This window comes from Neorhizobium sp. LMR1-1-1.1, from assembly GCF_040675795.1.
Lineage (GTDB): Bacteria > Pseudomonadota > Alphaproteobacteria > Rhizobiales > Rhizobiaceae > Neorhizobium > Neorhizobium cellulosilyticum.
In genome coordinates, this window is record NZ_JBEGHE010000001.1 from 658,245 (window position 1) to 682,562 (window position 24,318).

The 24,318-nt window shown below is 59.6% G+C and carries 25 protein-coding genes; 12 read left to right on the plus strand and 13 right to left on the minus strand.

Annotated features, from left to right (window positions below):
• Positions 1-25 precede the first annotated feature (25 nt).
• From MRBLMR1_RS02970 to MRBLMR1_RS02980, 3 genes are all read left to right on the plus strand, one after another.
• Positions 26-2,338: a ribonuclease E domain-containing protein gene (locus MRBLMR1_RS02970; RefSeq protein WP_148145842.1), complete on the plus strand. Its 2,313-nt coding sequence runs from the start codon at positions 26-28 to the stop codon at positions 2,336-2,338.
• Between the two features lie 150 nt (positions 2,339-2,488).
• Positions 2,489-2,932, plus strand: a complete 444-nt coding sequence (locus MRBLMR1_RS02975) for a DUF2946 family protein (protein WP_148145841.1) — start codon at positions 2,489-2,491, stop codon at positions 2,930-2,932.
• A gap of 115 nt (positions 2,933-3,047) precedes the next feature.
• Positions 3,048-4,457 carry a PepSY-associated TM helix domain-containing protein gene (locus MRBLMR1_RS02980; protein WP_148145840.1) on the plus strand — a complete coding sequence of 470 codons (1,410 nt, stop codon included), beginning with the start codon at positions 3,048-3,050 and terminating at the stop codon, positions 4,455-4,457.
• A gap of 75 nt (positions 4,458-4,532) precedes the next feature.
• Here the strand turns inward: MRBLMR1_RS02980 and MRBLMR1_RS02985 are convergent, their stop codons facing one another.
• The 7 genes from MRBLMR1_RS02985 to MRBLMR1_RS03015 form a co-directional block, all read right to left on the minus strand.
• Positions 4,533-5,588 carry a 2,3-butanediol dehydrogenase gene (locus MRBLMR1_RS02985; RefSeq protein WP_148145839.1) on the minus strand — a complete coding sequence of 352 codons (1,056 nt, stop codon included), beginning with the start codon at positions 5,586-5,588 and terminating at the stop codon, positions 4,533-4,535.
• 195 nt (positions 5,589-5,783) lie between these two features.
• The gene (rpoH, locus tag MRBLMR1_RS02990; protein ID WP_148145838.1) at positions 5,784-6,686 is read right to left on the minus strand and encodes an RNA polymerase sigma factor RpoH; all 903 of its coding nucleotides are present in this window, start codon (positions 6,684-6,686) and stop codon (positions 5,784-5,786) included.
• 196 nt (positions 6,687-6,882) lie between these two features.
• Positions 6,883-7,668: a class I SAM-dependent methyltransferase gene (locus MRBLMR1_RS02995; RefSeq protein ID WP_148145837.1), complete on the minus strand. Its 786-nt coding sequence runs from the start codon at positions 7,666-7,668 to the stop codon at positions 6,883-6,885.
• Positions 7,669-8,031: 363 nt separating this feature from the next.
• Positions 8,032-8,337, minus strand: a complete 306-nt coding sequence (locus tag MRBLMR1_RS03000; protein WP_148145836.1) for a DUF1127 domain-containing protein — start codon at positions 8,335-8,337, stop codon at positions 8,032-8,034.
• Positions 8,338-8,423: 86 nt separating this feature from the next.
• Positions 8,424-8,597, minus strand: coding sequence for a hypothetical protein (locus MRBLMR1_RS03005; RefSeq protein ID WP_183685236.1), 174 nt, complete (start codon positions 8,595-8,597; stop codon positions 8,424-8,426).
• 119 nt (positions 8,598-8,716) lie between these two features.
• Positions 8,717-9,553, minus strand: coding sequence for a helix-turn-helix domain-containing protein (locus tag MRBLMR1_RS03010; RefSeq protein WP_500063621.1), 837 nt, complete (start codon positions 9,551-9,553; stop codon positions 8,717-8,719).
• 123 nt (positions 9,554-9,676) lie between these two features.
• On the minus strand, positions 9,677-10,702 hold the full coding sequence (locus tag MRBLMR1_RS03015) for an RluA family pseudouridine synthase (protein ID WP_148145835.1): 1,026 nt from the start codon (positions 10,700-10,702) through the stop codon (positions 9,677-9,679).
• 27 nt (positions 10,703-10,729) lie between these two features.
• Between MRBLMR1_RS03015 and MRBLMR1_RS03020 the strand changes: the two genes are divergently transcribed.
• Both MRBLMR1_RS03020 and MRBLMR1_RS03025 read left to right on the plus strand, forming a co-directional pair.
• Positions 10,730-11,116, plus strand: coding sequence for a hypothetical protein (locus MRBLMR1_RS03020; RefSeq protein WP_148145834.1), 387 nt, complete (start codon positions 10,730-10,732; stop codon positions 11,114-11,116).
• Positions 11,116-11,937: a TrmH family RNA methyltransferase gene (locus MRBLMR1_RS03025; RefSeq protein ID WP_148145833.1), complete on the plus strand. Its 822-nt coding sequence runs from the start codon at positions 11,116-11,118 to the stop codon at positions 11,935-11,937. The genes MRBLMR1_RS03020 and MRBLMR1_RS03025 overlap by 1 nt, the downstream gene beginning before the upstream one ends.
• A gap of 12 nt (positions 11,938-11,949) precedes the next feature.
• Here the strand turns inward: MRBLMR1_RS03025 and MRBLMR1_RS03030 are convergent, their stop codons facing one another.
• Together MRBLMR1_RS03030 and MRBLMR1_RS03035 are read right to left on the minus strand one after the other, a co-directional pair.
• The gene (locus MRBLMR1_RS03030) at positions 11,950-13,089 is read right to left on the minus strand and encodes a hypothetical protein (protein ID WP_148145832.1); all 1,140 of its coding nucleotides are present in this window, start codon (positions 13,087-13,089) and stop codon (positions 11,950-11,952) included.
• 108 nt (positions 13,090-13,197) lie between these two features.
• Positions 13,198-13,707, minus strand: a complete 510-nt coding sequence (locus tag MRBLMR1_RS03035) for a DUF1134 domain-containing protein (protein WP_244654349.1) — start codon at positions 13,705-13,707, stop codon at positions 13,198-13,200.
• A gap of 508 nt (positions 13,708-14,215) precedes the next feature.
• Between MRBLMR1_RS03035 and chpT the strand changes: the two genes are divergently transcribed.
• Entirely contained in the window at positions 14,216-14,863 is a 648-nt protein-coding gene (gene chpT / locus MRBLMR1_RS03040; protein ID WP_148145830.1) for a histidine phosphotransferase ChpT, read from the plus strand.
• 105 nt (positions 14,864-14,968) lie between these two features.
• A complete protein-coding gene (locus MRBLMR1_RS03045; protein WP_148145829.1) occupies positions 14,969-15,331 on the plus strand; it encodes a response regulator in 363 nt (120 codons plus the stop codon).
• Positions 15,332-15,479: 148 nt separating this feature from the next.
• Here MRBLMR1_RS03045 and ctrA read toward each other — a convergent pair whose 3' ends face one another.
• The gene (gene ctrA / locus MRBLMR1_RS03050) at positions 15,480-16,181 is read right to left on the minus strand and encodes a response regulator transcription factor CtrA (RefSeq protein ID WP_046794530.1); all 702 of its coding nucleotides are present in this window, start codon (positions 16,179-16,181) and stop codon (positions 15,480-15,482) included.
• Between the two features lie 422 nt (positions 16,182-16,603).
• On the opposite strand from ctrA, the gene MRBLMR1_RS03055 reads away from it, so the two are divergent.
• Positions 16,604-16,954 carry a flagellar export protein FliJ gene (locus MRBLMR1_RS03055; RefSeq protein WP_112454130.1) on the plus strand — a complete coding sequence of 117 codons (351 nt, stop codon included), beginning with the start codon at positions 16,604-16,606 and terminating at the stop codon, positions 16,952-16,954.
• 121 nt (positions 16,955-17,075) lie between these two features.
• On the opposite strand, the gene MRBLMR1_RS03060 is transcribed toward MRBLMR1_RS03055, so the two are convergent.
• Positions 17,076-17,354, minus strand: a complete 279-nt coding sequence (locus tag MRBLMR1_RS03060) for a GNAT family N-acetyltransferase (protein ID WP_148145828.1) — start codon at positions 17,352-17,354, stop codon at positions 17,076-17,078.
• A gap of 111 nt (positions 17,355-17,465) precedes the next feature.
• On the opposite strand from MRBLMR1_RS03060, the gene MRBLMR1_RS03065 reads away from it, so the two are divergent.
• Entirely contained in the window at positions 17,466-17,936 is a 471-nt protein-coding gene (locus tag MRBLMR1_RS03065) for a paraquat-inducible protein A (protein ID WP_500063626.1), read from the plus strand.
• Positions 17,937-17,999: 63 nt separating this feature from the next.
• Here the strand turns inward: MRBLMR1_RS03065 and sciP are convergent, their stop codons facing one another.
• A complete protein-coding gene (gene sciP, locus MRBLMR1_RS03070) occupies positions 18,000-18,275 on the minus strand; it encodes a CtrA inhibitor SciP (RefSeq protein WP_105414767.1) in 276 nt (91 codons plus the stop codon).
• A 243-nt stretch (positions 18,276-18,518) separates the two neighbouring features.
• On the minus strand, positions 18,519-19,550 hold the full coding sequence (locus tag MRBLMR1_RS03075; protein WP_183685234.1) for a DUF2793 domain-containing protein: 1,032 nt from the start codon (positions 19,548-19,550) through the stop codon (positions 18,519-18,521).
• Between the two features lie 273 nt (positions 19,551-19,823).
• Here MRBLMR1_RS03075 and MRBLMR1_RS03080 point away from each other — a divergent pair, with 273 nt between their 5' ends.
• The 3 genes from MRBLMR1_RS03080 to MRBLMR1_RS03090 are packed head-to-tail and all read left to right on the plus strand — an operon-like array spanning position 19,824 to position 24,312.
• On the plus strand, positions 19,824-21,077 hold the full coding sequence (locus MRBLMR1_RS03080; RefSeq protein ID WP_148145825.1) for a sarcosine oxidase subunit beta family protein: 1,254 nt from the start codon (positions 19,824-19,826) through the stop codon (positions 21,075-21,077).
• An 8-nt stretch (positions 21,078-21,085) separates the two neighbouring features.
• Positions 21,086-21,358, plus strand: a complete 273-nt coding sequence (locus MRBLMR1_RS03085; RefSeq protein ID WP_148145824.1) for a sarcosine oxidase subunit delta — start codon at positions 21,086-21,088, stop codon at positions 21,356-21,358.
• Complete coding sequence (locus MRBLMR1_RS03090) at positions 21,355-24,312, plus strand: sarcosine oxidase subunit alpha family protein (RefSeq protein ID WP_148145823.1); 2,958 nt, start codon at positions 21,355-21,357, stop codon at positions 24,310-24,312. Before MRBLMR1_RS03085 ends, MRBLMR1_RS03090 begins: the two co-directional genes overlap by 4 nt.
• Positions 24,313-24,318 lie beyond the last annotated feature (6 nt).

Below are 24,318 nucleotides of genomic sequence, written 5' to 3' on the forward strand. Positions count from 1 at the left end.
TGCCGGCTACCATGAGAAAGTGCTGATGGCTGATTTTGTAGCGGTGATCCGCCGCGCTGTTGACGGTTTGGCGACCAACACGCCCGAGGCGCGCACGCGGGTTTATGAAAAGGCCCGCGGTGCCGTCCAGCGCCAGCTTGAGAACATGAAGCCTCGTCCGCCGGAGGAAATGCTGCGGCGGCAGATGGACAAGCTGGAAGCGGCCATCATCGAGGTCGAGACCGAGCATGCGGAAGCGCTTCCGGCGGAGCCGGAGGTAGCTGTCGCTCCTGCGCCGGTGCCCTATGAGGCGCCGGAACCGGTCGAGGAGTATGCCGAAGTGCCGGCAGCAGCCGCGGAACCACAGCATGCGGAAGAGCTTGCCGCTTCGCATTCTCTTGCCGAACCCTATAGGGAAGAGGAACCTGCCGAGGCAGGAACCGTAGCCGAACCCTATCGCGAGCCGGAAACGCATTGGGAAGAAGCGCCACATTCCGAGGCCGCAGCGAAACCGGCAGAGCACGACTGGCGGGAGGCCGCCGAAGAGCCTGTGGCAGAGCGTTACGGCGATTGGCGTGACGACGTTCCCGAGGAAAAGGTCGAATATCCGCAGCAGGTCGCTGTCGAGGAGACGACCTATAGCCCTGAAGCTGATTCGCGCGAGGAAGCCTCTCCATTCGCCGAAGAACGCCATGAAACGCAGTCTTTTGCGGAACGTGACACTGCTCCCGCTGAATGGCAGGTAGAACCGCAGGCGCCGACGCAGGATTACGTCGCACCGGAAACCGTATCTGCGGACCACACGACATGGGCCGCCCCGGAACGGGAGCCGGTTCACCAGGCCGAAGAACCTAGTGCAGACTCGGCGTGGAACGAGGTCGACGACCTTACCCGCCATCTCGATGCCGGACATCGCAGCGCGCCGGTCGCCGCCCATTTCGGGGAGGAGATGCATGTCTCCGCCGAGCCGGTCCGCATGCCGCAAGCGACAGATATGCCGCAGACATCCCGGCCGGCGGACGAAGTCGACGAAGACCCGTTCGCAGCCTATGTGAACGCGCAGCCTTCCGCGCCCGTGGAGCAGCCGAAACAGGCTCAGGCACAGCCGCAGTCGCAGCAGGATGAGCAGCGTGACCCGTGGAGCGATCTGGAAGATCTGATCGGCTACACGAAGGATGCACCTTCTTCGGAGCAGAAGCCGCAAAAGGCGGCCGATGAAGATGATTTCAGCGATCTGCTGTCGCCGCCGGCCAAGCCCTATCGGGTGACGCCGGTTCGCAAGCGCAACTATGCCGGCATGATCCTCGGGCTTCTGGGCCTGATCATCATCGGTGGTGGCGCTTATGGTGCCTGGATGTATCGCGACAAGCTCAACGACATGGTTGGCGGTCTGATGCCGTCGGGCTCCAGCACGAGCGAAACGGCTCAGCAAACGCCTGCTGCCAGCGCGCCGGCAAATTCCGGTACTGCCGCACAGCCGCCCGCTGCCCAGCCGCAGCCGAGCGCATCAACGCCTGCGCAACCACAGACGACCACGCCGCCGCCGGCTGACGGTTCGTCGACCGCGACGAAGTTCACGCAGAGGCTTCTCGAAAACGGAAGCGAAGTCGATGCAGGCCCGGGTGATGCGGGTAGCCTCGCGCAAAATGCCGAGGGACAGTCTGTTGCCCAGTTGAATGCGCCGCCGGCCGATCCCGCACCTGCGGCACCTTCGACCACCGGTACGGCAACTCCTCCTGCCGGAACTGCGGCACCGGCAACGCCCGGCGCTTCGGCGACCGAAGTGCCTGCTGCTGCCGGCGAGAAGATGTTCCTTTACGAGGAGCGTATCGGGCAATCCGCGCCAACAGCTATCGAAGGTAGTGTCTCCTGGTCTCTCCAGCGTGAGCCGGGCCAGAATGGGGGACCGGCGGAACCCGTGGTCCAGGGCCGTATCACAATTCCGGGTCGTGGCCTGACAGCCCTTCTGACCGTCAAGAAGAACAGCGATTCGTCGCTGCCGGCGAGCCATCTGATCGAGATCGTCTTCGCAGTCCCACCGGACTTTGAAGGCGGCGCCATCGACAGCGTTCTGCGGATTGCGATGAAGCAGACCGAGCAGGATCGTGGAAACGCACTGGTTGCCGTTCCGGCGAAGATCACCGACGATTTCCACATGATCGCGCTCAATGACTTCCCGGATGCGCAGAGGACCAATCTCGAGCTCCTGCGGACCCGCAATTGGATCGACATCCCGCTTGCCTATCGCAACGGTCGCCGCGCTCTGCTGACCCTGCAGAAGGGACCTGATGGCGTGAAGGCTTTCGACGAGGCGATCCGCGAGTGGAGCCAGAACACGACCGGCCAGACCGGCCAGTAAGTATCGCTCAAGCAAAATCAGAAGGCCCGCAGGTTTGAAAACCTTGCGGGCTTTTTCTTTTGGTGGGTTGCGGTTGGGCCGAATGTCGCGCGACGATATGCGCTAATGTCGCATTGACAATCATCACCTTGATTGTGATGAGGTTCAGCCATGCGTTTCCTTCGGCACCTTATCAGAGACGGATTTTGCGGCGGCCCGCTGGCCGCTCTGATCGGCGTGCTGATGGCGCTGCAAGCCTTGATCGGCGGATTCGGCACCGGTGCGATGGCATTTGCCTCTCCTGCGGAAATGGTCATCTGTTCCACCGATAGTGTCGGTGATCATTCGCAGCATGCGGTTGATCCGCATGCTGGCCATGGCGGGACGCATGGTTCGGGTGAGCCGAAAAACGCCAAGCATGCCAAGGATTGCTGTCTGACCGCCTGCCAGGTGGCGGCTGCGGTCCATGTCGGTATTCCGTCCAAGGCGCCGGCACCCGTCGGGCGCATCGCGATCGACGCGGCAACGCTCGTGGCCATGGTCGAGGCCGCTGTTGCGCCACGCAGGCTCGGTCTCAGTGGCGATGCAAGAGGACCACCAATCTTTCCAGTCTGACGTCACCCTTTCTGCCGGCTGTTACCGGCTGTCGTCCTATTGGAGATCATCATGACCTTTTCCCGGATAGTTCTTCCGGCGTCGCTGTGCGCAGCGTCCTTTTTGGGAGGCGCATATGCAGGCTGAGCCCGCGCAACCGTCCTTTGCCGCCATCAGGCAGTTCATCACGCGCCTGCACTTCTATGTCGGCCTGTTCGTCGGGCCTTTCCTGCTTGTTGCTGCGGTAACCGGCACGCTCTACGTGCTCACGCCGCAGATCGAAAGCCTGCTTTATCGCGATCAGCTAGTCGCGCGCACTGCCGGCCCCGAGCATCCGCTGTCGGAGCAGATCGCGGCGGCAAGGGCATCGATCGGAGAGGCGCCGCGGCTGTTTGCCGTGAGGCCCGCAACCGCGCCCGGGCTGACAACGCGGGTGATGTTCAGCCAGCCTGATCTGGGGGAATCCGAAACCCGCACTGTGTTCGTCGATCCGGCATCGCTGGCGGTTCAGGGTGAACTGATCACCTATGGTACGAGCGGCATCCTGCCGTTCCGCATCACGCTCGATTACCTGCATCGCAACCTGCTGCTCGGCGATATCGGGCGGCATTACAGCGAGCTTGCCGCATCCTGGCTGTGGTTCTCGATCCTCGGCGGGATGTTACTGTGGTATTGGCAGCGAAGCGTGGCACGTCCCAAGGCTGCCAAGGTCAGCAACTGGCAGCGTTCGCGCAGGCTCCATACGCTGATCGGCCTTTGGACGGCGCTGGGATTGCTATTTCTCTCCGCTACCGGGCTTACCTGGTCGCGCTGGGCGGGTGGCAATATCGATACGTTCCGCAACGAAGTCGGCTGGATCACGCCGGCCATCACCACGGCGCTCAATCCGCAGGCGGAAGCGCCTGTTCTGGGCGAACATGCCGCGCATGGCATGGGTGCGGCGGTCGAGACTGCACCGCCGGTTTCCGAAGCGGATATGGTTGCGCGTTTCGACAGGGTAGTCAGCTCAGCTCGCGCAGTCGGCATCGATTCACCGATGATCGAGATACGGCCGCCGCGCACCGTCGGCCAGGCATTCCGTGTCAGCGAGTATGATCGCAGCTGGCCGACGCAGGTGGATACGATCGCCGTTGATCCCTCCAATTTCAACGTCACGAGCCGGGCGGATTTCGAAACGTTTCCGATCGTCGCCAAGCTGATCCGTTGGGGGATCGATGCCCATATGGGCGTGCTGTTCGGTGTTGCCAATCAGGTCTTGATGGCGGTGCTCGGCCTCGCGCTGACAGCGATGATCATCTACGGCTACCGCATGTGGTGGCTGCGCCGTCCCGCGCCCGGCGCATCGGCACGAACGCTGATCCGCAGCTTTTCCTACCTGCCGCCGGTTGCCAAGATCACGGCACTGGCCGTGGCTCTTGTCTTCGGTATCGCCCTGCCGGTGATGGGCGTCAGCCTGCTGGTCTTCCTGTTGATCGATTTCTTCCGTGCGGCGCTTGCGGAGATGATGGCGGCCGAACAGCGCAACATGCCGCCGGGCATGCGCTGAGGCGAAGAGCTGCAATAAAAAAGCCCGCGGTAATGGCCGCGGGCTTGTCGTTAATTGAAGCGATTTTTGGATCGATCAATCGGGCGAGCGAACCAGGATCTTGATCTGGCTCTTTTCCGCAACCAGCGTATCAAAGCCCTGGGCAACGATGTCGTCGAGTTCGATGCGCTTGGTCACCAGCTTCTCTGCCGAGAAATAACCCTGGACCATCAGGTTCATCACGGCGGGGAAGACGTCGCGATAGGCGATCGTGCCCTTCAGGCTCTTTTCCTTCAGGACGACCGTGTTGGGCTGGAATGGGGCTTCCTTTTCCCAGATCGACACGATGACCGTTTCGCCCTCATAGCGGGTTGCGTCGATGCATTGCTGCAGGACAGCGGGCACGCCGGTGACTTCGAACGTGACATCGACACCGCCGGGCGTCAGTTCACGGATCCGCTGGGCAGCGTTTTCCTTGGACGGATCTATGATGCTGGTCGCACCGAGTTCGATCGCCTTGGCGCCACGCTGCGGAGAAAGCTCGACGACATGGATCGCGGACGCGCCGGCCACCTTCAGAGCTTCGACGACGAGCAGGCCGATCGGACCGGCGCCGAAGACGGCTGCGGTCCCGCCGGCCTTGAGGCTGGAAATGCGCACGGCATGCAGGGCAACCGCTGCCGGCTCCACAAGCGCACCCTGTTCGAAGGACAGGCCTTCGGGCATCTTATGAACCCAGCGCTCTCCCACCGTAGTGTAGCCGGCAAAACCGCCGCCGCCACCGGAAAGGCCGTGGAAGCCGAGATTGTCGCAGAGATTGTATTTGCCGTGGAAGCAGGCATCACACTTGCCGCAGGCGAGGATCGGCTCGACAACAACGCGGTCGCCCGGCTTGACGCGCTCGACGCCTTCGCCGACTTCGGATACTTCGCCGGAGAATTCGTGGCCCATGATGATCGGGGCGACGTCGTGGCTGACCGGATGCGGAGCCTTGACCGGCACGAAGATCGGGCCTGCCACATATTCATGCAGGTCGCTGCCGCAGATGCCGGCCCATTTGACCTTGATCTTCACCTGTCCTGCTGCGGGCTTCGGCTCGGTGACTTCCTCGACGCGAATATCCTTGGCGCTGTACCAGCGTGCTGCTTTCATTGCTTATTCTCCTCTAGGCTCTGCCTTGCGCAGTCAGTCGGTTCTAGCGGGGAAGCATGCGGAACTTGATGCACGACAGCGTGAGGGGAACTCGAAATCTGGTCAAAGTGTCGCAGCTTTGAGACAGGTATATATACAAAAAAGCCGCAACCATTTGGCTGCGGCTTTTCTAAATTAGTCTTTATTTCTGGATTGTTAGGCGTCGACCACGCGCAGGGCTTGGGCCTGTGCGAGGGCTTCCTTCTGAACGGCGTCCTGCACCTTTTCGAAGGCACGGACTTCGATCTGGCGGACGCGCTCGCGGCTGATGTCGAATTCCGACGACAGCTCTTCCAGCGTGATCGGATCCTCGGTCAGGCGGCGGGCCTCGAAGATGCGGCGTTCACGATCGTTCAGCACGCTGAGCGCCTTCGCCAGCATGCGGCGGCGCGTGTCCAGCTCGTCCTGCTCGATCAGCACGTCTTCCTGGCTGTCCGAGTCATCCACCAGCCAATCCTGCCACTGGCCGGCTTCGCCCTCGGAGGCGCGGATAGGCGCGTTCAGCGATGCGTCGCCGGAAAGCCGGCGGTTCATCGAGATGACTTCTTCCTCGGATACATTCAGCTTGGTGGCGATCTCTGCGACCTGATCAGGCTTCAGATCGCCTTCATCGATCGCCTGAATCTTGCCCTTGAGGCGGCGCAGGTTGAAGAACAGGCGCTTCTGGTTGGCGGTCGTGCCCATCTTTACCAGCGACCACGAGCGCAGGATGTATTCCTGAATCGAAGCCTTGATCCACCACATGGCGTAGGTGGCAAGGCGGAAGCCGCGTTCAGCGTCGAATTTCTTCACGGCCTGCATCAGGCCGACATTGCCCTCGGAGACCACTTCGCCGATCGGCAGGCCGTAGCCGCGATAACCCATGGCGATCTTTGCCACGAGACGAAGGTGGCTGGTCACCAGCTTGTGGGCGGCATCACGGTCACCATGCTCGGCGTAACGCTTCGCAAGCATGTATTCCTGCTGGGGTTCCAGCATGGGGAACTTGCGGATTTCGTCGAGATAACGATTGAGGCCGGCTTCACCGGCGGTAATGGAAGGCAAAGTATTGCGGGCCATAAAGCACCCCTTTCCAAACGTTGTCGGCTCCCTCAGACGTCTATTGTCCCTGCTTGAAGGCGAACCGAATATGGCGCGGATCGTTCCCGATCCCGCACCAATGCAGGTATCAAGTAAGTACGGCGGAACAGTGATTCAAGATATCACGAAGGCGTTATATCATTACGTTTTGGTAATGCTCCTGAGCCTTTTCGGGTCAGCGATAGACCCGTTCCGAAAGGGCTCTCATTCCTGACCTGACCATCATCTCATAGACCATGCGGCGGGCTATCGGATTGTGCAATCTTACTGCCTTGGAGCCGAGGAAGTCGGTTTCGACGTGATCGAAGGCGCGAAGGTCGGCGGCATCATCGATGATGCGGCGATAGAAATCGTGAAACTGCTTTCGGCACACATAGGTCTTGTACTTGGTCATGCAGAAGGTTGCGAGTTCGTGCTGTCGTTCTCGCAGAAAGTCGGTCACGCCGACGGTCACTTCCGGCCATGCCGGATTGAACGTGTCGTCGAACGCGATGATGCCGTGCGGAGCCAGCGTGCTGAGCGCCAGCATGCTGTCAGCGCTCACATGATGCAGCATATGTCCGCCATCAATGCTGAAGAAGCGCGTATGGCCGATCTTGCCGACGATCTCGTCTGGCTGAAGCTGCGTGCTGTCGCCGCTGATGACCAGATCCTGATCCACCGGCAGGTTCAGCCTCTCTCCATTGTCGATGAAACGCCGATATTGCGTAACCGTTTCTCCCGCCTTCTGCTCTATGTCGAACAGGTCGATCGCGAGGATCTTTTCGGTGCTGCCGCAGACTTTTTTGAAGAGAAAGTAAGAGCGTCCGTAAAACACGCCGATCTCGGCAATGCCGCCGCTCAAGCCATGTGCGCTTTGCGCCTGCAGCAAGGCCATGAAAACAAGCGCATCGGGCGGATCGATATAGCCCTCGACGGTTTGCAGGTCCTTGAAGATGAATTTCCGGATATCTCCGTTCATATCGCTGGTCCTCTACCGTTCGTAGGGCTGCCCCGGTGAGGCGAATGTGACAAGGAAAGTCGATGCGGACGGATGATCTATGAAGTCCTGATTTCCCTGATGTTCTTGCTGCTCTGCAGCAAAAATGATTGACTCTGATCTTTATTGTCTGTTTTCAAGGAATCTTCCTCGGTCTAGGCATTCCAAATAAGTACATTATTTTCATAAATTGGAAATGTATTATTTTAATATTGTGTTTATGCAGTCGTTTCAGCCGCTGGTTGCTTTTATCTCTCTGGATACATCGAATTCGGCCGTGCATCGATTTTCAGATGCACGGCCGCCCAATCGGTGGGTGGTTTGGTTGGCATGAACGTATCCGGGCTAGAGGCAGCGTTTTTCCAGATCATGTGCGCTGCTTCGGCGATAGCGGCTATAGCCGCCCCAGGCCTGGCAGCGGGAAAGGCCGATATCCTTGAGCTGTTCGTCATTCAGGTCCATCAGCGCAAATGCGGTGCGGCGCCGATTGAGCCATGCGGTGATCCTGCCAATGGGATTGGTGAAGAGGGTTTTCTTCTTCGCCGACTCCGATGAGACGCTTGTATTGCCGTCCGCGTCGGGCGGCAGATCGAAGGCATAGTCTATCGGTTCCGGTGCGCGGCCAAAGGCCGCCCGGTTTTCATTCTTCATGATATCCTCCTGGGGTGTCGGCCTAATCTTTTCTGGCCGGGAAGGGGCGGCTGTTCAGCCGCTCCCGTTATTGCCATGCCCGAGGCTCAGTGGCCGGTATGGGCTCCTGTCGATGCCGCCGCGCGTGCTGCGGCTTCCGCTTCACGAAGAACGGTGGCGCATTCCTCGCAGCATACTTCGACGGTCTTTCCGCCTATCCGGACGGCGATGCGGGTGTCATCCAGTTCGCAATCGCACACGGCGCAGGTATTGTCCTTCATCTCATCTCTCCGGTGTTTGGTTTCGATACGCTGAGGAAACACCCGTCAGGGATTTTGCGCTGTCAGAATCTTTAGCGATCTGCAGTTCGGCGCCGCTTAAACGGTCATGTCGGCGACAGTCAGCGCAGTCCGGCAAAACGCTGGAATTCGGCCGGCGTGCGGCCATAGGCTTGCCGGAAGGCAGAGGAAAAATGGCTGTGGCTGGAGAAGCCGAGATCGAGCCCGAGCTCGGTCAGGTCGTCATAGCTGCCGAGCAGGTCGAGCGCGCGGGCAAGCCGGAGGCGCAACTGGTAGCGATAAAGCGGCATGCCTTCCACCTTGCGGAAGACCTGGGTGAGATAGACGGGCGACACACCGGTCTCGTTGGCAATCTCCGACAATGTCCAGCGTCGTGCGAGGTCGGAGGAAAGCAGTAGCTTGGTGCGGTTGACGAGTTTCTGGGTGCTGAAACCGGGTGTCGGGGGACGTGCGGTCCGCTCGCCGACGGAGCGACGTACAAGTGTGAGCGCCAGAGCCTCGCCTTCCAGCGGTTCGGCGATCCGGTTGAGCAGGCTGTGGCGCAAGAGGGCCACCTGTGCCTGCGCGCGGGCATCTATGCCGAGGCGCTGCTTGTTGAAGGCGAATTTTTCTCCCGCGCGGCGATGGAGGGCGGGGACCACTTCGTCGAACAAGGCTTCCGGCAGGCTGACGCTGATCGAGCAGTCGCCACCTTCTACCGGGTGGCTGATTCGATAGACATCGCCCTTGTTGAAGAACAAAACCTGGCTGGCCTCGGCCACCGCCTCGTCATCGCCAATATGGCGCATGAAGACGCCGCGGTAGGGAAAGACGAGGCATGTGTTGCTGGCCGTCTCTTCCTCACTCATATGCCGGCATGCGCCGTCGCAAACGACATCCCAGACCGTGACGAGCTCGGTCTCCAGCAGTTTGGTCGATTGCATATGGCTCACGGACATGGCGACAGGGCATTCTCCCGGTAATCATCGCCGAGATATACGCTTGTTCGTGTTTTGTTTCCATACCCAAAAATGGGGCGTAATCCTTCGCGACGAGGTTACGCCCGCTTCGCAAGTTTTGTCTTAGCCGCGCAGAGCTTCGACCAGTGCCGCCATGTCATCTGGCATCGGTGCTTCGAATTCCATGATCTCGCCGGTGCGGGGATGTTCAAAGGCCAGCAGGAAGGCGTGCAGGGCCTGGCGCGGGAAGGCGGCGACGACGCTTCTCACCGGTTCGGGTAGACGGTTCGCCTTGGTGCGGAAGCCGCCGGAATATTCCGGATCGCCGACCAGCGGATTGCCGACATGCGCCATGTGAACGCGGATCTGGTGGGTGCGGCCCGTTTCAAGCCTGCATTCGATCAGGGAGGCAAGCGCTGTGGCGTCAGGCGTTTCCTGAAAGCGCTCCATCACCTCGTAATGGGTGACCGCATGACGGGCGTCGGCGGAATCCTCGCGCTTGACCGCGCGCTTGGTGCGGTCGCCCGTGGCGCGGCCGAGCGGCGCGTCGATCGTGCCCTTCAACTGGCTTGGACGGCCCCAGACGACGGCCTGATAGGCGCGTTCCAGATCTCCCGAACGGCCGTGATCGGCGAATTGCTCGGCGAGATGGCGGTGGGCGATGTCGTTCTTGGCGGCAACCATGACGCCGCTCGTCTCCTTGTCGAGGCGGTGGACGATGCCGGGGCGCTTGACGCCGCCGATGCCGGAAAGGCTTGCGCCGCAATGATGGATGAGCGCGTTGACCAGCGTGCCGGTCCAGTTGCCGGCGCCGGGATGGACGACTAGGCCGGCCGGCTTGGCGATGACGATCAGGTCGTCATCCTCATAGAGAACTTCAAGCGGAATATCCTCGCCCTTGGGCTCTGGATCCTCGGGTTCAGGCTGGACGAGTTCGATCACGTCGCCGGGCTGAATCTTCTTCTTCGGCTCGGTCACGACCTTGCCGTTGATCGTGACCGCACCTTCCTCGATGAGCGCCTTGATGCGGTTGCGGGACAATTCTCCGTCAACCTGTGCCGTCAGCCAGGCATCCAGCCTTCCGCCGTCGTCCTCTCCGGCATTCAGGACTTTCCTTGGCAGCCCGGCTTCGCTAAAGGTCTCGCTCATTCAATCATTCCGTTCAAAGGACAGTCCATGCCGCAGCCCGATCTCGAGGACAAGGAACAGCCACTCGATCCGGCCATGGAGCGTATCCGCCAGAAGATGGTGCGCCTGCAGCTCATTTCGGGCGGTATCTTGGTGGTGTGCTTTATGGCGGTCATTGCCGCCATTGTCTACAAGATCTCCCAGCGCCCGGAAGCGCCTGCGATTGCCGCTACTTCCGGTGGTTTCTCCGTTCCCGCCGATCAGCCGCTTGCCGTAACCGCGGCCCTGCCGCCCGGCTTCGATATCCAGCAGGTTTCGCTTTCGGGTAGCCAGGTGCTGTTTTACGGTGCCCTGAACGGCACTCCGAAACTCTTCATCTTCGATCTCTCCGTCGGTCGCGTGATCGCCGACGTGACCGTGGGCCAGGGGCGGTGATGAATGTGATCCGCATTGAAAATGCGGATGATGCCCGCATCGACGAGTTCCGCTCCATTCGTGAACGGGATCTCGTCGGAAGGCATGGACGTTTCATCGCCGAGGGAACGGTAGTGCTGCGCATGCTGGCGGCGGCGCATAAGCGCGGTGGCGAGTTTTTAGCCGAGAAAATCCTCATTCTTGAAAATCGGCTTGCCGGGGTGGCCGACATTCTGGTCGATTTTCCCGCCGAGGTGCCCATCTATGTCGCCGACAGCGCGGTGCTGGACGGCATCGTCGGCTTTCACCTGCATCGTGGTATCCTTGCTGTCGGCAAACGGGTGAGGGACGTGCAGGCTTCGGAACTGCTTGCTTCGTTGCCGGACCGTGCGCTTGTGGCGGCCGCGATCGGCATATCCAATCACGACAATATCGGTTCGATCTTTCGCAATGCGGCAGCTTTCGGTGTCAGCGCGGTGCTGTTAGACGAAAGCTGTTGCGATCCGCTTTATCGCAAGTCCCTGAGGGTGTCGGTCGGTGCCGTTTTGCAGGTTCCTTACGCGCGGGGCGGAACGACACTGGAGCTGGTGTCTGGTCTTTTCGAGAACGGCTTTTCCGTGTGGGGTCTTTCTCCTGCCGGTCGAACGGAAATCCGCAAGGTTCAACCGCAGCCGCGGATGGCGCTTTTGACCGGAAGCGAGGGAAATGGTCTGCCCTCGGCGTTGATGGAAAAAATCGAGACGGCCAGCATCGCTCAGGCGCCAGGTCTCGACAGTCTCAATGCAGCGACAGCAACAGGTATCGCGCTTTATCAAATTGCCAGTGCCCAAGGGGGCATCTGACCGATCCCAGGCTTATTGATTTGTTGTCGATCCGCTGGTCGTTTCGAGCAGCGAGCGGACGCGTGTCGCGAGGCTCCGGCGTTCGCCTCCCGCAGGCTTGCCGGCAATCATGGCATTGATCGGCGATGATTTGCCCTCGGAGAGCGAAGTCATGGCCACCATGTTGGCGGCGATCGTTGCCATTTCCTCGCGCAATACGTCGTCGTTAGTGGTCGTCTTGGCATTCGCCACGCGCTCCGAAAGCGCCGTCGCACGGTTTCGCGAATCACCGGCAAGCTGGGTAATGCGGGCTTGCGTATCGTCATCCGATTTTACCGGAGGGGCCTTTGTCGAGGGCTTGGCGGGTGTTTCCTTTGCAACTGCCAAGGCTGGCTTCATCTCGCTCTTGACCGTCATCTTTTCACGCAAGCGGGCCAGCTCCTCGTTGCGGCGCTCCAGCGCCGTTTCCTTGTCGGTCCTCAGGGACACTTCCTTGGTGAGTTTGTCTTCCAGCTTCGTAGAACGGTATTCCTCGTTGGCAAGGCGCGTTTCGGCCTCCTTGGCCCTTGCCGTCTGGATACGGACATCCTTGCGAAGAGTATCACGTTCCTCTCGCAGGGCACTGATGCGGAATTTCAGGTTCTCGACTTCGGTCTCTCGGGTCGAAAGGTCTATCCGGGTATTGTCCCGCTTGGATACGAGAAGCTCGATCTCCTGTTTCAATTCCTGGATATCTATATCCTTGCCGATGCTCTGCTCTTCCGAGGCCTCCAGCGCGGCCTTCAATTCGGCGATATAGCTTTCTTCCTGACGCAACTGCGATTTCAAGTCTGCGGCAGCAACATCCAGATTTTCGGCAACGGACTTCAGTTCGATATTGTCGGCAGTGAGCCTGCGGACTTCGTCCCTGAGGTTGTCGCCCTGCAACGTCAGAGAGACGATCTTGTCCTTCTCCTGCACCAGCTCCTGCTTGGTGCGCGCATTTTCTGCTGCGTAGGCGGCGCGCGCCATGTCGCGCTGGGCTCGCACTTCCTGCGGACTGATCGGTACCGTGGCCCTGATGCGGTTTTCGGTGAAGACAACGATGCGGCGATGAATTGCAGGCGCAACCAGCATCGCGATCAGTAGGGCGCTCAGGAAGCCAAGGCCAAAAAGCAGAGCAAATTCGATCACGACCGGGCCGTCTTGGTGTGTATGTGCAGGGATGCACGTTTAAGCATGCAGATCAGAAAGCGGCAAGCACGCAGTTTGTCGTCAACTCGCCTCAACCCACAAGGAAAATCAGAAGGGGTTCCAGGTGGGCGAGCGGGTCAGCTTCAGATAGCCGATATTGACGCCCAGGCGTGCGCCAACACCCGTCCTGATCGGAACGAGGATGACGTTTTCGTTGCGCAGCACCGTCATGCCGACGCCCGCGACGACAAATGCGGAGCCGGATACCCCGCCGAACCTGGCATAAAGCGAATCAACCGATGGGAGATCGTAAACGAGCATCATCACGCGTGTGCCCTGACCACCATAGTCGATGCCAAGCGACGGGCCCTGCCAGAAGCTCGGGTGCTGGCCGGCATTCTTTGTGTAAAGCTGGCCTTCCCCATAGGTGAGGCCGGCGATGAAGGCGCCGGAGCCTTCCTGGCCGAGGATGTAACCATTCGGCAGACCGAATTTCTGGAAGGCGTTTTCCACCACCTTCGCAAGTCCGCCGCTGGTCGAACCGAAGAAGCCGTGACCTGCATCGACGACTTCCTGCAGCGAATACTGGTTGCTGTTTTGCTGCGCGGCAGCCGGCATGGCGCAAAGCCAGACAGTCGCAAACGCAGCGATCAGGGCATTCAGGCGAAGGGCGAGAGCGGAGACGTGGAGGCGGCGCATGTTCAGGTCCGTTTTTAATTCGTCCGTAAGGCGTAGCATCATGCTTCAGCGCGTACCATTCTGGCGAGATGATATTAACAACCAGTTAAGCATTTCAAATACTAAGATGTTGATATCTTTAAGGATGGGTACTGCTACGCATCGCTGACGTGACTTTTGCCATTCTCCCGGCAACCGTCTCCGACCCGTTACTGCAGCATGATTGGCTCGCTGAACTTGTCATTGTTGAGGCGTTGCCCGCCGTCATGGATGAAGAACAGATTGCCGAAATGGGACAATTCGACAATCTTTGTCATCTTCTTGAGCGTGGGCTTAATGGTCAATTTACCAAACGTAGTGTCATTATGCCGGCCTTATCGTTCCATCCCCGCACAACCTTGCCATGGCAAAGAGCGGCGGTTGGCGCCAGATGCATCAGGAGAACAGCATGCCGAAAAACCCCAATCTCACCCTGAGCGGTCCGGATCTGGCGGCACTCCTGTGCAGCCGTGTCTGCCATGACGTGATCTCGCCGGTCGGTGCAATCAACAATGGTCTCGAGCTCCTCGACGAGGGGGCTGCCGATGCCGACGCGCTCGATCTCATCCGCACTTCCGCGCTTAACGCCTCTGTACGTTTGAAGTTCGCCCGGCTTGCCTTCGGTGCTTCCGGTTCTGTTGGCGCATCTATCGATACCGGTGAAGCTGAAAAGGCTGCCAAGGATTTCGCTGCGGCAGAAAAGAAGACTGAGGTTACCTGGAGCGGTCCGCGGGCGATCATCCCGAAAAACCGGGTCAAGCTGCTGCTTAACCTGTTTCTCGTGGCCTATGCCGGCATCCCGCGCGGGGGTTCGGTGGAGGTCGAGCTTGAGAACCCGGAAACGGACGCCCGTTTCACAATCACGGTCAAAGGCCGGATGATGCGGGTTCCGGCCAAGTTCGTCGAGATCTGCACCGGCGTTCTGGAAGAGGCTGTCGATGCTCACACGATCCAGCCTTATTATACGGTTCTGCTGGCTGAAGAATGCGGCATGGATCTGAAGCACGTCGTTTCCGAAGACAAGATCAGCTTCATTGCGGAAATGGCGACCGAATAAGCTTAGGCGAGGTCGCCCCTTCGGGGGCGCGTAACGTTTCGTTAGCCGCGATCCGCTATATCTGCAGGGTCTACCGCCGTGGCGGTCGCTGAAGGGGAGCGGGTTATGCAACGTCTGATGATCGCAGATAGTACTGATATTGTGCGGAAAGTCGGCAAGCGTATTCTTTCCGAACTGGGATTTCTTGTCGCTGAAGCGGGCGATTCTCGCGATGCGCTGAGAGGCTGCCAGACCGAACTGCCGAATTTCATGATCGTCGATGCGAGCCTCGACGGGGCGCTGGACCTGATTGCTGCCGTGCGTGCGCTACCCAACGGAAAGAGCGTTAAGATTTTCTACTGCGTTATTGAGGCCGATCTGAAGCGGATGATGGCAGGCAAGCGGGCAGGGGCCGACGATTTCCTGCTGAAGCCGTTCGACCGGAAGATCCTCACTTCGGTGTTTTCTCCTTACGCTGCCGCAGCCTGATCGCGGCCGAAGCTTTGACGTCCAGGTTTGAACGGCGGCCTCGGTCGCCGTTTTTTGTTGGATGCACTTAACACACCGTAAGGCGGACAAAATAAAACCCGCCTGGCGAACCAAGCGGGTTTTAAGGCAAAGGGGAATGCCGTTGGCTTTAGGCCGTTTCGGCGTATTCCGCACCATCCGGCTCGCGCAGAACGTAGCCGCGGCCCCAGACGGTTTCGATGTAGTTTGCGCCACCGGCAGCGTTTGCAAGCTTCTTACGCAGCTTGCAGATGAAGACGTCGATGATCTTCAGTTCCGGTTCGTCCATGCCGCCGTAAAGGTGGTTGAGGAACATCTCCTTGGTGAGCGTGGTACCCTTGCGGAGCGAAAGCAGCTCCAGCATCTGGTATTCCTTGCCCGTCAGATGAACGCGCTGGCCGCCGACTTCGACGGTCTTGGCGTCGAGGTTTACGATCAGTTCGCCAGTGATGATGATCGACTGGGCGTGACCCTTGGAGCGACGGACGATCGCATGAATGCGAGCAACCAGTTCGTCCTTGTGGAAGGGCTTGGTCATGTAGTCGTCGGCGCCGAAGCCGAGACCACGTACCTTGTCCTCGATGCCGGCCATGCCGGAAAGGATGAGGATCGGCGTCTTGACCTTGGACAGACGGAGCGTCCGCAGAACTTCATAACCCGACATGTCGGGCAAGTTCAGGTCAAGAAGAATGATGTCGTAGTCGTATAGCTTGCCAAGATCGACGCCTTCTTCACCAAGATCAGTGGTGTAGACATTAAAGCTTTCCGATTTCAGCATCAGCTCGATGCTCTGCGCTGTCGCGCTGTCATCTTCGATGAGTAGAACCCGCATATTTTTCCCCTTTACCGCCGCGCAAGGTTACCTTTTGCCCCCTCACTCGTTACGGATCCAGACTGTGCCTGATTTGGAAGCTGCCACCAAATGGTTAACAAACTGTGACCTGATTTGGCAAGGTGCATCAATTTATTAAGCAAAATAAGTAGCAGCCTGTTTTCCTTTACGGATTGGACATCACCATGTTGAATCAGCGAACGAGGAAGTTTCGCTAAGTGATTCTTGCGGCTGACACATTGCCGCTGTCCAATTCGGACTTGGTATTTACCGACCCTTAAACGATCGTCTTTATCATTAATGATGCCCGTAAACGAAAAGTTAATGCCGCGTCAAATTTATTAACGCGTCAGAAATTTTTTGATCTGCAGTGTAACAGGCAGATCACGGGCCGGGGTGTTGGTATCCACGGAGTATTGCGTATGAAGTCGCGTGACAGCCTTGTTCGCCTGAAGGGATTTCAGGTTAACGAAAAGCGTCGTCAGCTGCAGCAGTTGCAGATGATGATGGCAGAATTCGAACGGATGGCGAAGGAACTGGAACACCAGATCACGCTTGAAGAGAAAAAGTCCGGGATCACCGATCCGGGTCATTTCGCTTATCCGACCTTTGCAAAGGCCGCACGGCAGCGGGCGGATAACCTGCAGGTCTCGATTCGAGAACTGAAGGTTCAGCAGGATAGTGCCGAACTGGCACTGGAAGAGGCGGAGGCGGAACTCGCCAAGGCTTCGGCGCTCGAAGAGCGCGACGGCGGGATGCGCGCCCGCGCCTAAAGCGCGGATGCATCGAGGAGTTGAAGAGGGCGACCCGCAAGGGGCGGCGCCCTTTTTCCATTTTCTGTACGGCTGCAGATCGTTCAGCCGATAGTCTTCTGCTTCGAAGTGAAGCGATGATTTATTTGATGACGTCCTGCCATTCGGGGTGGCGCTCGACCTGGGCCTTGAAGAAGGGGCAAAGCGGAATGATCTTCCAGCCGCCCTGGCGTGCATCATCAACCGCGAATTTTGCCAGAGCCTGACCGACGCCCTTGCCGCGCAGAGCATCCGGAACGCCGGTGTGATCGATGATGATCAGTTGCGGCGAGGTGCGGGAATAGGTCATCTCGGCCTCATGTCCCTCGACACTTGCGGCATAACGTCCACCCGATGTTTTCTCTTCGCGGCTGATTTCCATTTTGTTGCTCCTGTCGCATTCACATGTCGGCTTGGAGCATAAACCGATTTGCGCCATGTTATGAAGCTCAGCTTTCGACTTCAGTTTCGAGGCGTCTTTCAGGGAGTTTGCTTGAGCCGGATTGTACCGTTTTCGATACTGGGTCTGTCGGCAGTGCTGCTCGCATTCGGCGTGAGCCTCCCGATCATGCGGTTCGATCAGCTTTACTTTTTCAGTAGCGAGCCATCACTGCTGCAGCTTGTCGGAGAGTTGTGGGGAGATGGGAATTTCGGGCTGGCCATTGCCGTCGGCGCTTTTTCGCTCGCGTTTCCAGCAGTCAAGCTGATCGCTCTCGGGCTTGAGGTCGCGGCCGGCGAGGGGAGGTCGCAATTGCTTAGCCAAGCGATGCCGCATCTTGCCAGATGGTCGATGATGGACGTGATGCTTGTCGCGATCGTCATCTTCGCGGCGAAGACGAGCGGCGTTGCGACTGCCGTCACGCTTCCCGGTTTCTGGTGTTATGCGGCGTCCGCCGTGATTGCGGCCATCTTTCCCTCTGTGGTCAAACTGGGAAAGACGGATCGGCAATCAGGAAATGGATAAAACAAAGGATGCCGCGACCTTGATCACGGCACCCGGATAAGGGTGGCTTTTCGCCGGATGCGCCTAGTGGCGGTACTGCTGGATACGCGTCGTACGCAGGCCGGCAAGGCCATGATCGTTGATCGAGGACTGCCAGGAGAGGAATTCTTCGACGGTAAGCGTATAACGGTCGCAGGCTTCCTCCAAGCTCAACAAGCCACCGCGAACAGCCGCGACAACCTCAGCCTTACGACGGATAACCCAGCGGCGCGTATTGGCCGGGGGAAGGTCCGCAATCGTAAGCGGGCTGCCATCGGGGCCGATGACATATTTAACTCGTGGACGGATCATTTCGGTCATTGGAACTCTCTACACAACACAAGACCACGCCGGAGAGCCTAGTCCGGCAGTTTTAACATTTGACTAAACAGGTTCCGCAAATGTGACCTAACTCGCAAAGGTCGTATTTTTTCTGTGCCTTAGCCCTCAATCCCCTGCGAAATAAGGCTTGCAGGGGAGGGGAAGAGGGCGAGAAAGTCGAATTGAGCGTGTCGGGCTGTGCGAATTTGGCACGGGCCTGTATCATTTTTTGAAGTTTTTTCGCTAAATCATTGCGACTGAAAGGATAGTTCCTGTTGGTCCGGCATTGAGCGTGGCGGAACCTGTATGGCTGAATGTCAGCGTATCCCCTTGTTGCAATTGGGCGATAGCGGAAGACGACAATGTCGTGGAATTCCCGGCCGCGCCGGCAAGCGTCAGCAGGCCCGGACTACCATTGCGCGAAACCGTCACGCCATAGGCGGCGGCCGCCGCTGCCATAGAAAGCGTGAGGGCTATAAGATAAAGGCCGGTTGCGGGTATGACGATCGCGTTGCCCCCGCCCGCAACAGCCGCTCCGAGCGTAAAGCCGCCCCGGTTCAAGGCGAAGTCCGACATGCCGCTCTGTTGTCCCGAGGTCGGGGTGAAACTCGTGCCGCTGCGATAGAGCCTTGCTGCCGGCTGGTTGGGCGTGGTGATGCGGCCGGTGCCGTCTATCACAAGGCCGGTCTTCCATTCTGATCCATCGCTGACCTTGATGGAAAAATCGGTGTTTCCTGCCAGCCCCATTTCCGCATGTCCCGTCCAACCGGACTGGAAAAGCAGTGTGGCTGTATCTGCTGCGGACGCCTTGTTGATCTTCAGCCGATGGCTGTCGCCCGCATGGTTGAACAGGCTGGCGGGAGAAGAGAGAGAAAGCCTGTTGGTATCGTCGGCGGCGGCAGAGATGCCAAGCGTCATGACGCCGGCATTTTCGGGCAAGGCTAAATCCTGCCACGCCGATCCATCGAACACCTTCAGCCTGGCGTCTATCTCGAACCAGGCGCGCCAGCCCGTGCCCGGCTTCGCAAAGGCCCAGTAGCTATCCTGCCAGATGGCGATCCGGCCCCCGCGACCGCTCCATGCATCCGTGGCGTCGGTTGCGACGACGAAGCGATCTCCCGGCTCAGGTGTCTCCGGAGGGCCGACGCTTTCCCCGATCACGGAAAGCTGAACGATCGCATCCAGCAGCAGCAGGGCCTCGTTATGGGTGACGTGTTTCTGTGCCTGCGAGGGCATTATGAAAGGCATGTCGAGATTGGTGGTGCGGTCGCTCATGGTCATCTCCGGCAACTATGTTTGCCGGATTTTACGGCCGTGCCGATGCTGCGGGGACGAAGTTGAAGCCAAGCTATTGAAAGCACTTGCGCGACCTTGCTATTCATCCCCGCGGTCTGCTTCGGGGATAGTGTCGCGGGCTGCGTCCTATCGGCGCAAGAACCTGATGTGATGTAGGGAAAGCTGTCGCAAACGGAACCGGTGGTGTCCTCATTGCGCTTGTCCTTATCCCTGCATATGCGAAGGTGGACCGGACATGAACGGGACGGATGGATGCGATATTCGGCATATTCGATCATCAAGCAGGCGCTTTCGGGCAACCGGCTGTGGAAACCGGCCTGGCGTGAGCCGGAGCCGAAATCGCATTACGATGTGATCATTGTCGGTGGCGGCGGGCATGGCCTGTCGACGGCCTATTATCTTGCCAAGGAATTCGGCATCACCAACATCGCGGTGCTGGAAAAAGGCTATATCGGCTCCGGAAATGTCGGCCGAAACACGACGATCATCCGCTCCAACTATCTGCTCGAAGGCAATATCCCGTTCTACGAATTTTCGCTGAAGCTGTGGGAAGGGCTTGAGCAGGATTTCAACTATAACGCCATGGTCAGCCAACGCGGCGTGATGATGCTCGCCCATTCCGACGGCCAGCGCGACGCCTATGCGCGGCGCGGAAATGCCATGCGCATGCACGGCGTCGATGCGGAATTGCTCGACCGCAAGCAGCTTCAGGCGCTGATGCCCTATCTCAATTACGACCACGCCCGTTTCCCGATCCTCGCAGGCCTGCTGCAGAAGCGCGGCGGAACCGTCCGGCACGATGCGGTTGCCTGGGGTTATGCGCGCGGCGCCGACATGCGCGGCGTCGATATCATCCAGCATTGCGAGGTAAACGCCATCCGCCGCGACGAGCAGGGCCGGGTGACAGGCGTCGAAACCAACAAAGGGTTCATCGGCTGCAACAAATTGGCGCTGGCGACTGCCGGCCATTCTTCCGAGACCGCGCGCATGGCCGGGCTGGAACTGCCGATCGAAACTCATGTGCTGCAGGCTTTCGTCTCGGAAGGGATCAAACCGGCGATCGATCATGTGATCGTCTACGGCGCCGGGCATTTCTACATTTCGCAGTCGGACAAGGGCGGTTTGGTTTTCGGTGCGGATATCGATTATTATTCGTCCTACGCCCAGCGCGGCAATCTCGCGACCGTCGAGCACACGATGGAAGAGGGCGTCTCGCTTATCCCCGGCCTATCCCGCGGCAAGGTTCTGCGCTCATGGGGTGGGGTGATGGACATGTCGATGGATGGTTCGCCGATCATCGACCGGACGCCGATCGACAATCTCTACCTCAATGCGGGATGGTGTTACGGCGGGTTCAAGGCGACGCCCGCCTCGGGCTTTTGTTTCGCTCACCTGATCGCCAAGAACGAGAGCCACCATGTTTCACGCTTCCTGCGGCTCGACCGCTTCGAGCGCGGCCACATGATCGACGAAGCGGGCAAAGGCCCCCAGCCGAACATTCACTGAGATAGTCCATGGCAAGCCTGATTACCTGTCCGCATTGCGGTACCAGACCCAAGGAAGAGTTTTCCATTCGCGGCGCGGCGCTGGCGCGCCCTCATCCTGCCGCGAGCGAGGAGGACTGGCACGCCTACGTCTATCTGCGGGAAAATCCGAAAGGCCGTTACCAGGAATACTGGCACCATGCGGCCGGCTGCCGCCGCTGGCTGATTGTCGACCGCGACAACGTGACTCACGACGTGTTCAGCGTCACCGATGCCGCATCGATCCGGGAGCCGAGCGAATGACCTCCTATCGTCTCGGATCCGCAGGGCGGGTCAATCGCGGGCAGCCGCTTAGTTTCACGTTCGACGGCAAGAGCTACAAGGGTTTCGAGGGTGACACGCTCGCGTCTGCCCTGCTTGCCAACGACCAGATGCTGATGGGCCGCAGCTTCAAATATCACCGTCCGCGCGGTCCGGTGACGGCCGGCTCTGCCGAACCGAATGCGCTGATGACGATCGGCGCCGGCGCGCGCGCCGAGCCGAATGTGCGCGCGACCGTTGCCGAGCTCTACGACGGGCTGACGGCGGTCAGCCAGAACCGCTGGCCTTCATTGTCGTTCGATATCGGGGCGATAAACGGCCTGCTTTCGCCGATGCTGGGTGCTGGCTTCTACTACAAGACCTTCATGTGGCCGGCAGCGCTTTGGGAAAAGCTCTACGAGCCGGTAATCCGTCGCGCAGCCGGCCTCGGCAAGCTGACGATGCAGACCGACCCGGACCGCTACGAGAAATCCTGGGTGCATTGCGATCTGCTGGTTATCGGTTCCGGTCCCGCCGGCCTGATGGCGGCGCTTGCCGCAGGGCGTGCCGGTGCACGCGTGGTCCTTTCGGACGAAGGTTTTCGGCTTGGCGGATCGCTTCTGTCCGAAAGCGCCTCGGTGGGCGGTATTGCGGCTGCCGATTTCGCCAAGGCGATGATCGAGGAACTGGCGGCACTTCCAAATGTCACGCTGATGCCGTGCACGACCGTGTTCGGCTGGTATGACGATATGGTTTTCGGTGCCGTCGAGCGGGTGCAGAAACATGTCTCCGCACCGTCGCCGGATCTGCCGATGGAACGGCTCTGGCGCATCGTCGCCAAGCGCGCCATTCTGGCGTCCGGCTCGGAAGAGCGGCCGCTGGTGTTCGGCGGCAACGACAAGCCTGGCGTGATGACGGCGAGCGCGATGCGCACCTATGCCAACCGATATGGCGTGGCGGCGGGCGGCAAGGTCGCCATCTTTACCAATGGTGGATCGGGTTATCGCACGGCAGCCGATCTGGTGGCGGCCGGCGTCGATGTCACGGCAATCATCGATGCGCGCGCACAGTCTGCGGATGTCGGGCCAGATGGCGTGCGGGTGATCCGCAATGGTGGTGTCGTCGGCACCAGGGGCCGCAATCGCATCGATGCGCTGATTGCCGAACGGTCCGGTTTTCAGGAACAGATCGCCTGCGATGCGCTGGCGATCTCGGGCGGCTGGTCGCCGATCGTACACCTGATGTGCCAGCGCGGCGCAAAACCCGTCTGGTCCGACGAAGCCCAGGCCTTCATGGCACCGGATGTCGGTTCAGCCTTCATTGCTGCTGGTTCCGCTGCCGGCGCCGATACGATTTCGGCCTGTCTGCAAGATGGCGCCGGTAAAGCCACGGCGCTTGCACGCGAACTCGGCTTTGCCGCCTACGAGATGAACATCCCCGAGGTGGAAGGCGAATATGATCCGGCCTTCGCGCCGGTCTGGTATGTGCCGGGGGCCAAGGACAAGGCCTTTGTCGATTTCCAGAACGATGTGGCGGTGAGCGATCTCGGGCTCGCCCAGCGGGAAGGGTTCGGCCATATCGAGCATACCAAACGCTATACCACTGCCGGCATGGCGACCGATCAGGGCAAGCTTGGGGGCGTCAACACGGTCGGTATCGTTGCCGGCATGCGCGGCGTCTCTCCGACCGAGATCGGCACCACGACCTTCCGGCCGTTCTACACGCCGGTCTCCTTCGGTGCTCTGGCAGGAACATCGCGCGGCGAGCATGCGGCTCCGGTTCGTACATCGCCCTTGCATGACTGGGCGAAAAAGAATGGGGCCACTTTCGTCGAAGCCGGCTTGTGGCATCGCTCCGCCTGGTTTGTGCGCGCGGGGGAAAATAGCTGGCGGGAAAGCGTCGACCGCGAGGTCAAGAATGTCCGCAGTAATGCCGGGCTTTGCGATGTCTCGACGCTCGGCAAGATCGAGATTTTCGGCACCCACGCGGCGGAATTCCTGAACCGTATCTATTGCAACAATTTCCTCAAGCTGCCGGTCGGCAGGGCGCGATATGGCCTTATGCTGCGCGAGGACGGGATGATCTTCGACGACGGCACCACGAGCCGCCTTGCCGAGAACCACTATGTGATGACCTCGACGACAGCCTATGCGGCAGAAGTGATGGCGCATCTGGAATTTGCGTCGCAGACCTTCTGGCCTGACCTCGACGTTCGTTTTGTCTCCACGACCGACCATTGGGCGCAGATGTCGCTCGCCGGGCCCCGCGCCCGGACGATCATGAGCCGGGTGGTGGAAGACGATATTTCCGATGTTGCCTTCCCTTATCTTGCCGCCAGGACAGTGACGCTTCGCGGCGGGCTGAAGGCGCGGCTGTTCCGTATCTCCTTCTCAGGCGAACTGGCTTATGAGCTTGCCGTTCCGGCCGGTTACGGCGAGGCGGTTGCGGACGCGATCATGGAGGCGGGCAAGGGTGAGGGGATCTGCGCCTATGGCGTCGAGGCACTCAATGTCCTGCGCATCGAGAAGGGTTTTGTCACCCATAGCGAGATGGATGGCCGCACGACGCCGGACGATCTCGGCCTTGGCCGGATGATGGCGCTGCAAAAGCCGGATTTCATCGGCAAGCGGCAGTCGAGCCGTTTCGGCCTCACCGCTGCCGACCGGTTGCAGCTCGTGGGCTTGAGGCCGTTGGAAAAGCTTGATGAATTTTTGGCCGGCGCGCATCTGCTGAAGGAAGACGTGCCGCCATCGATGGCAAGCGACCAGGGCTGGGTGTCCTCGGTCTGCCACTCGCCGACGCTCGGTCACACGATCGGCCTTGCCATGCTGAAATCTGGCCGGGAACGCTATGGCGAAACCATCGTCGTGTGGGATGGATTGCGTGGGAAAGAGGTGCTGGCGCAAGTCTGCCCGCCCGTCTTCGTCGATCCCGATAACAGCAAGCTTCAGGGGTAAGCCATC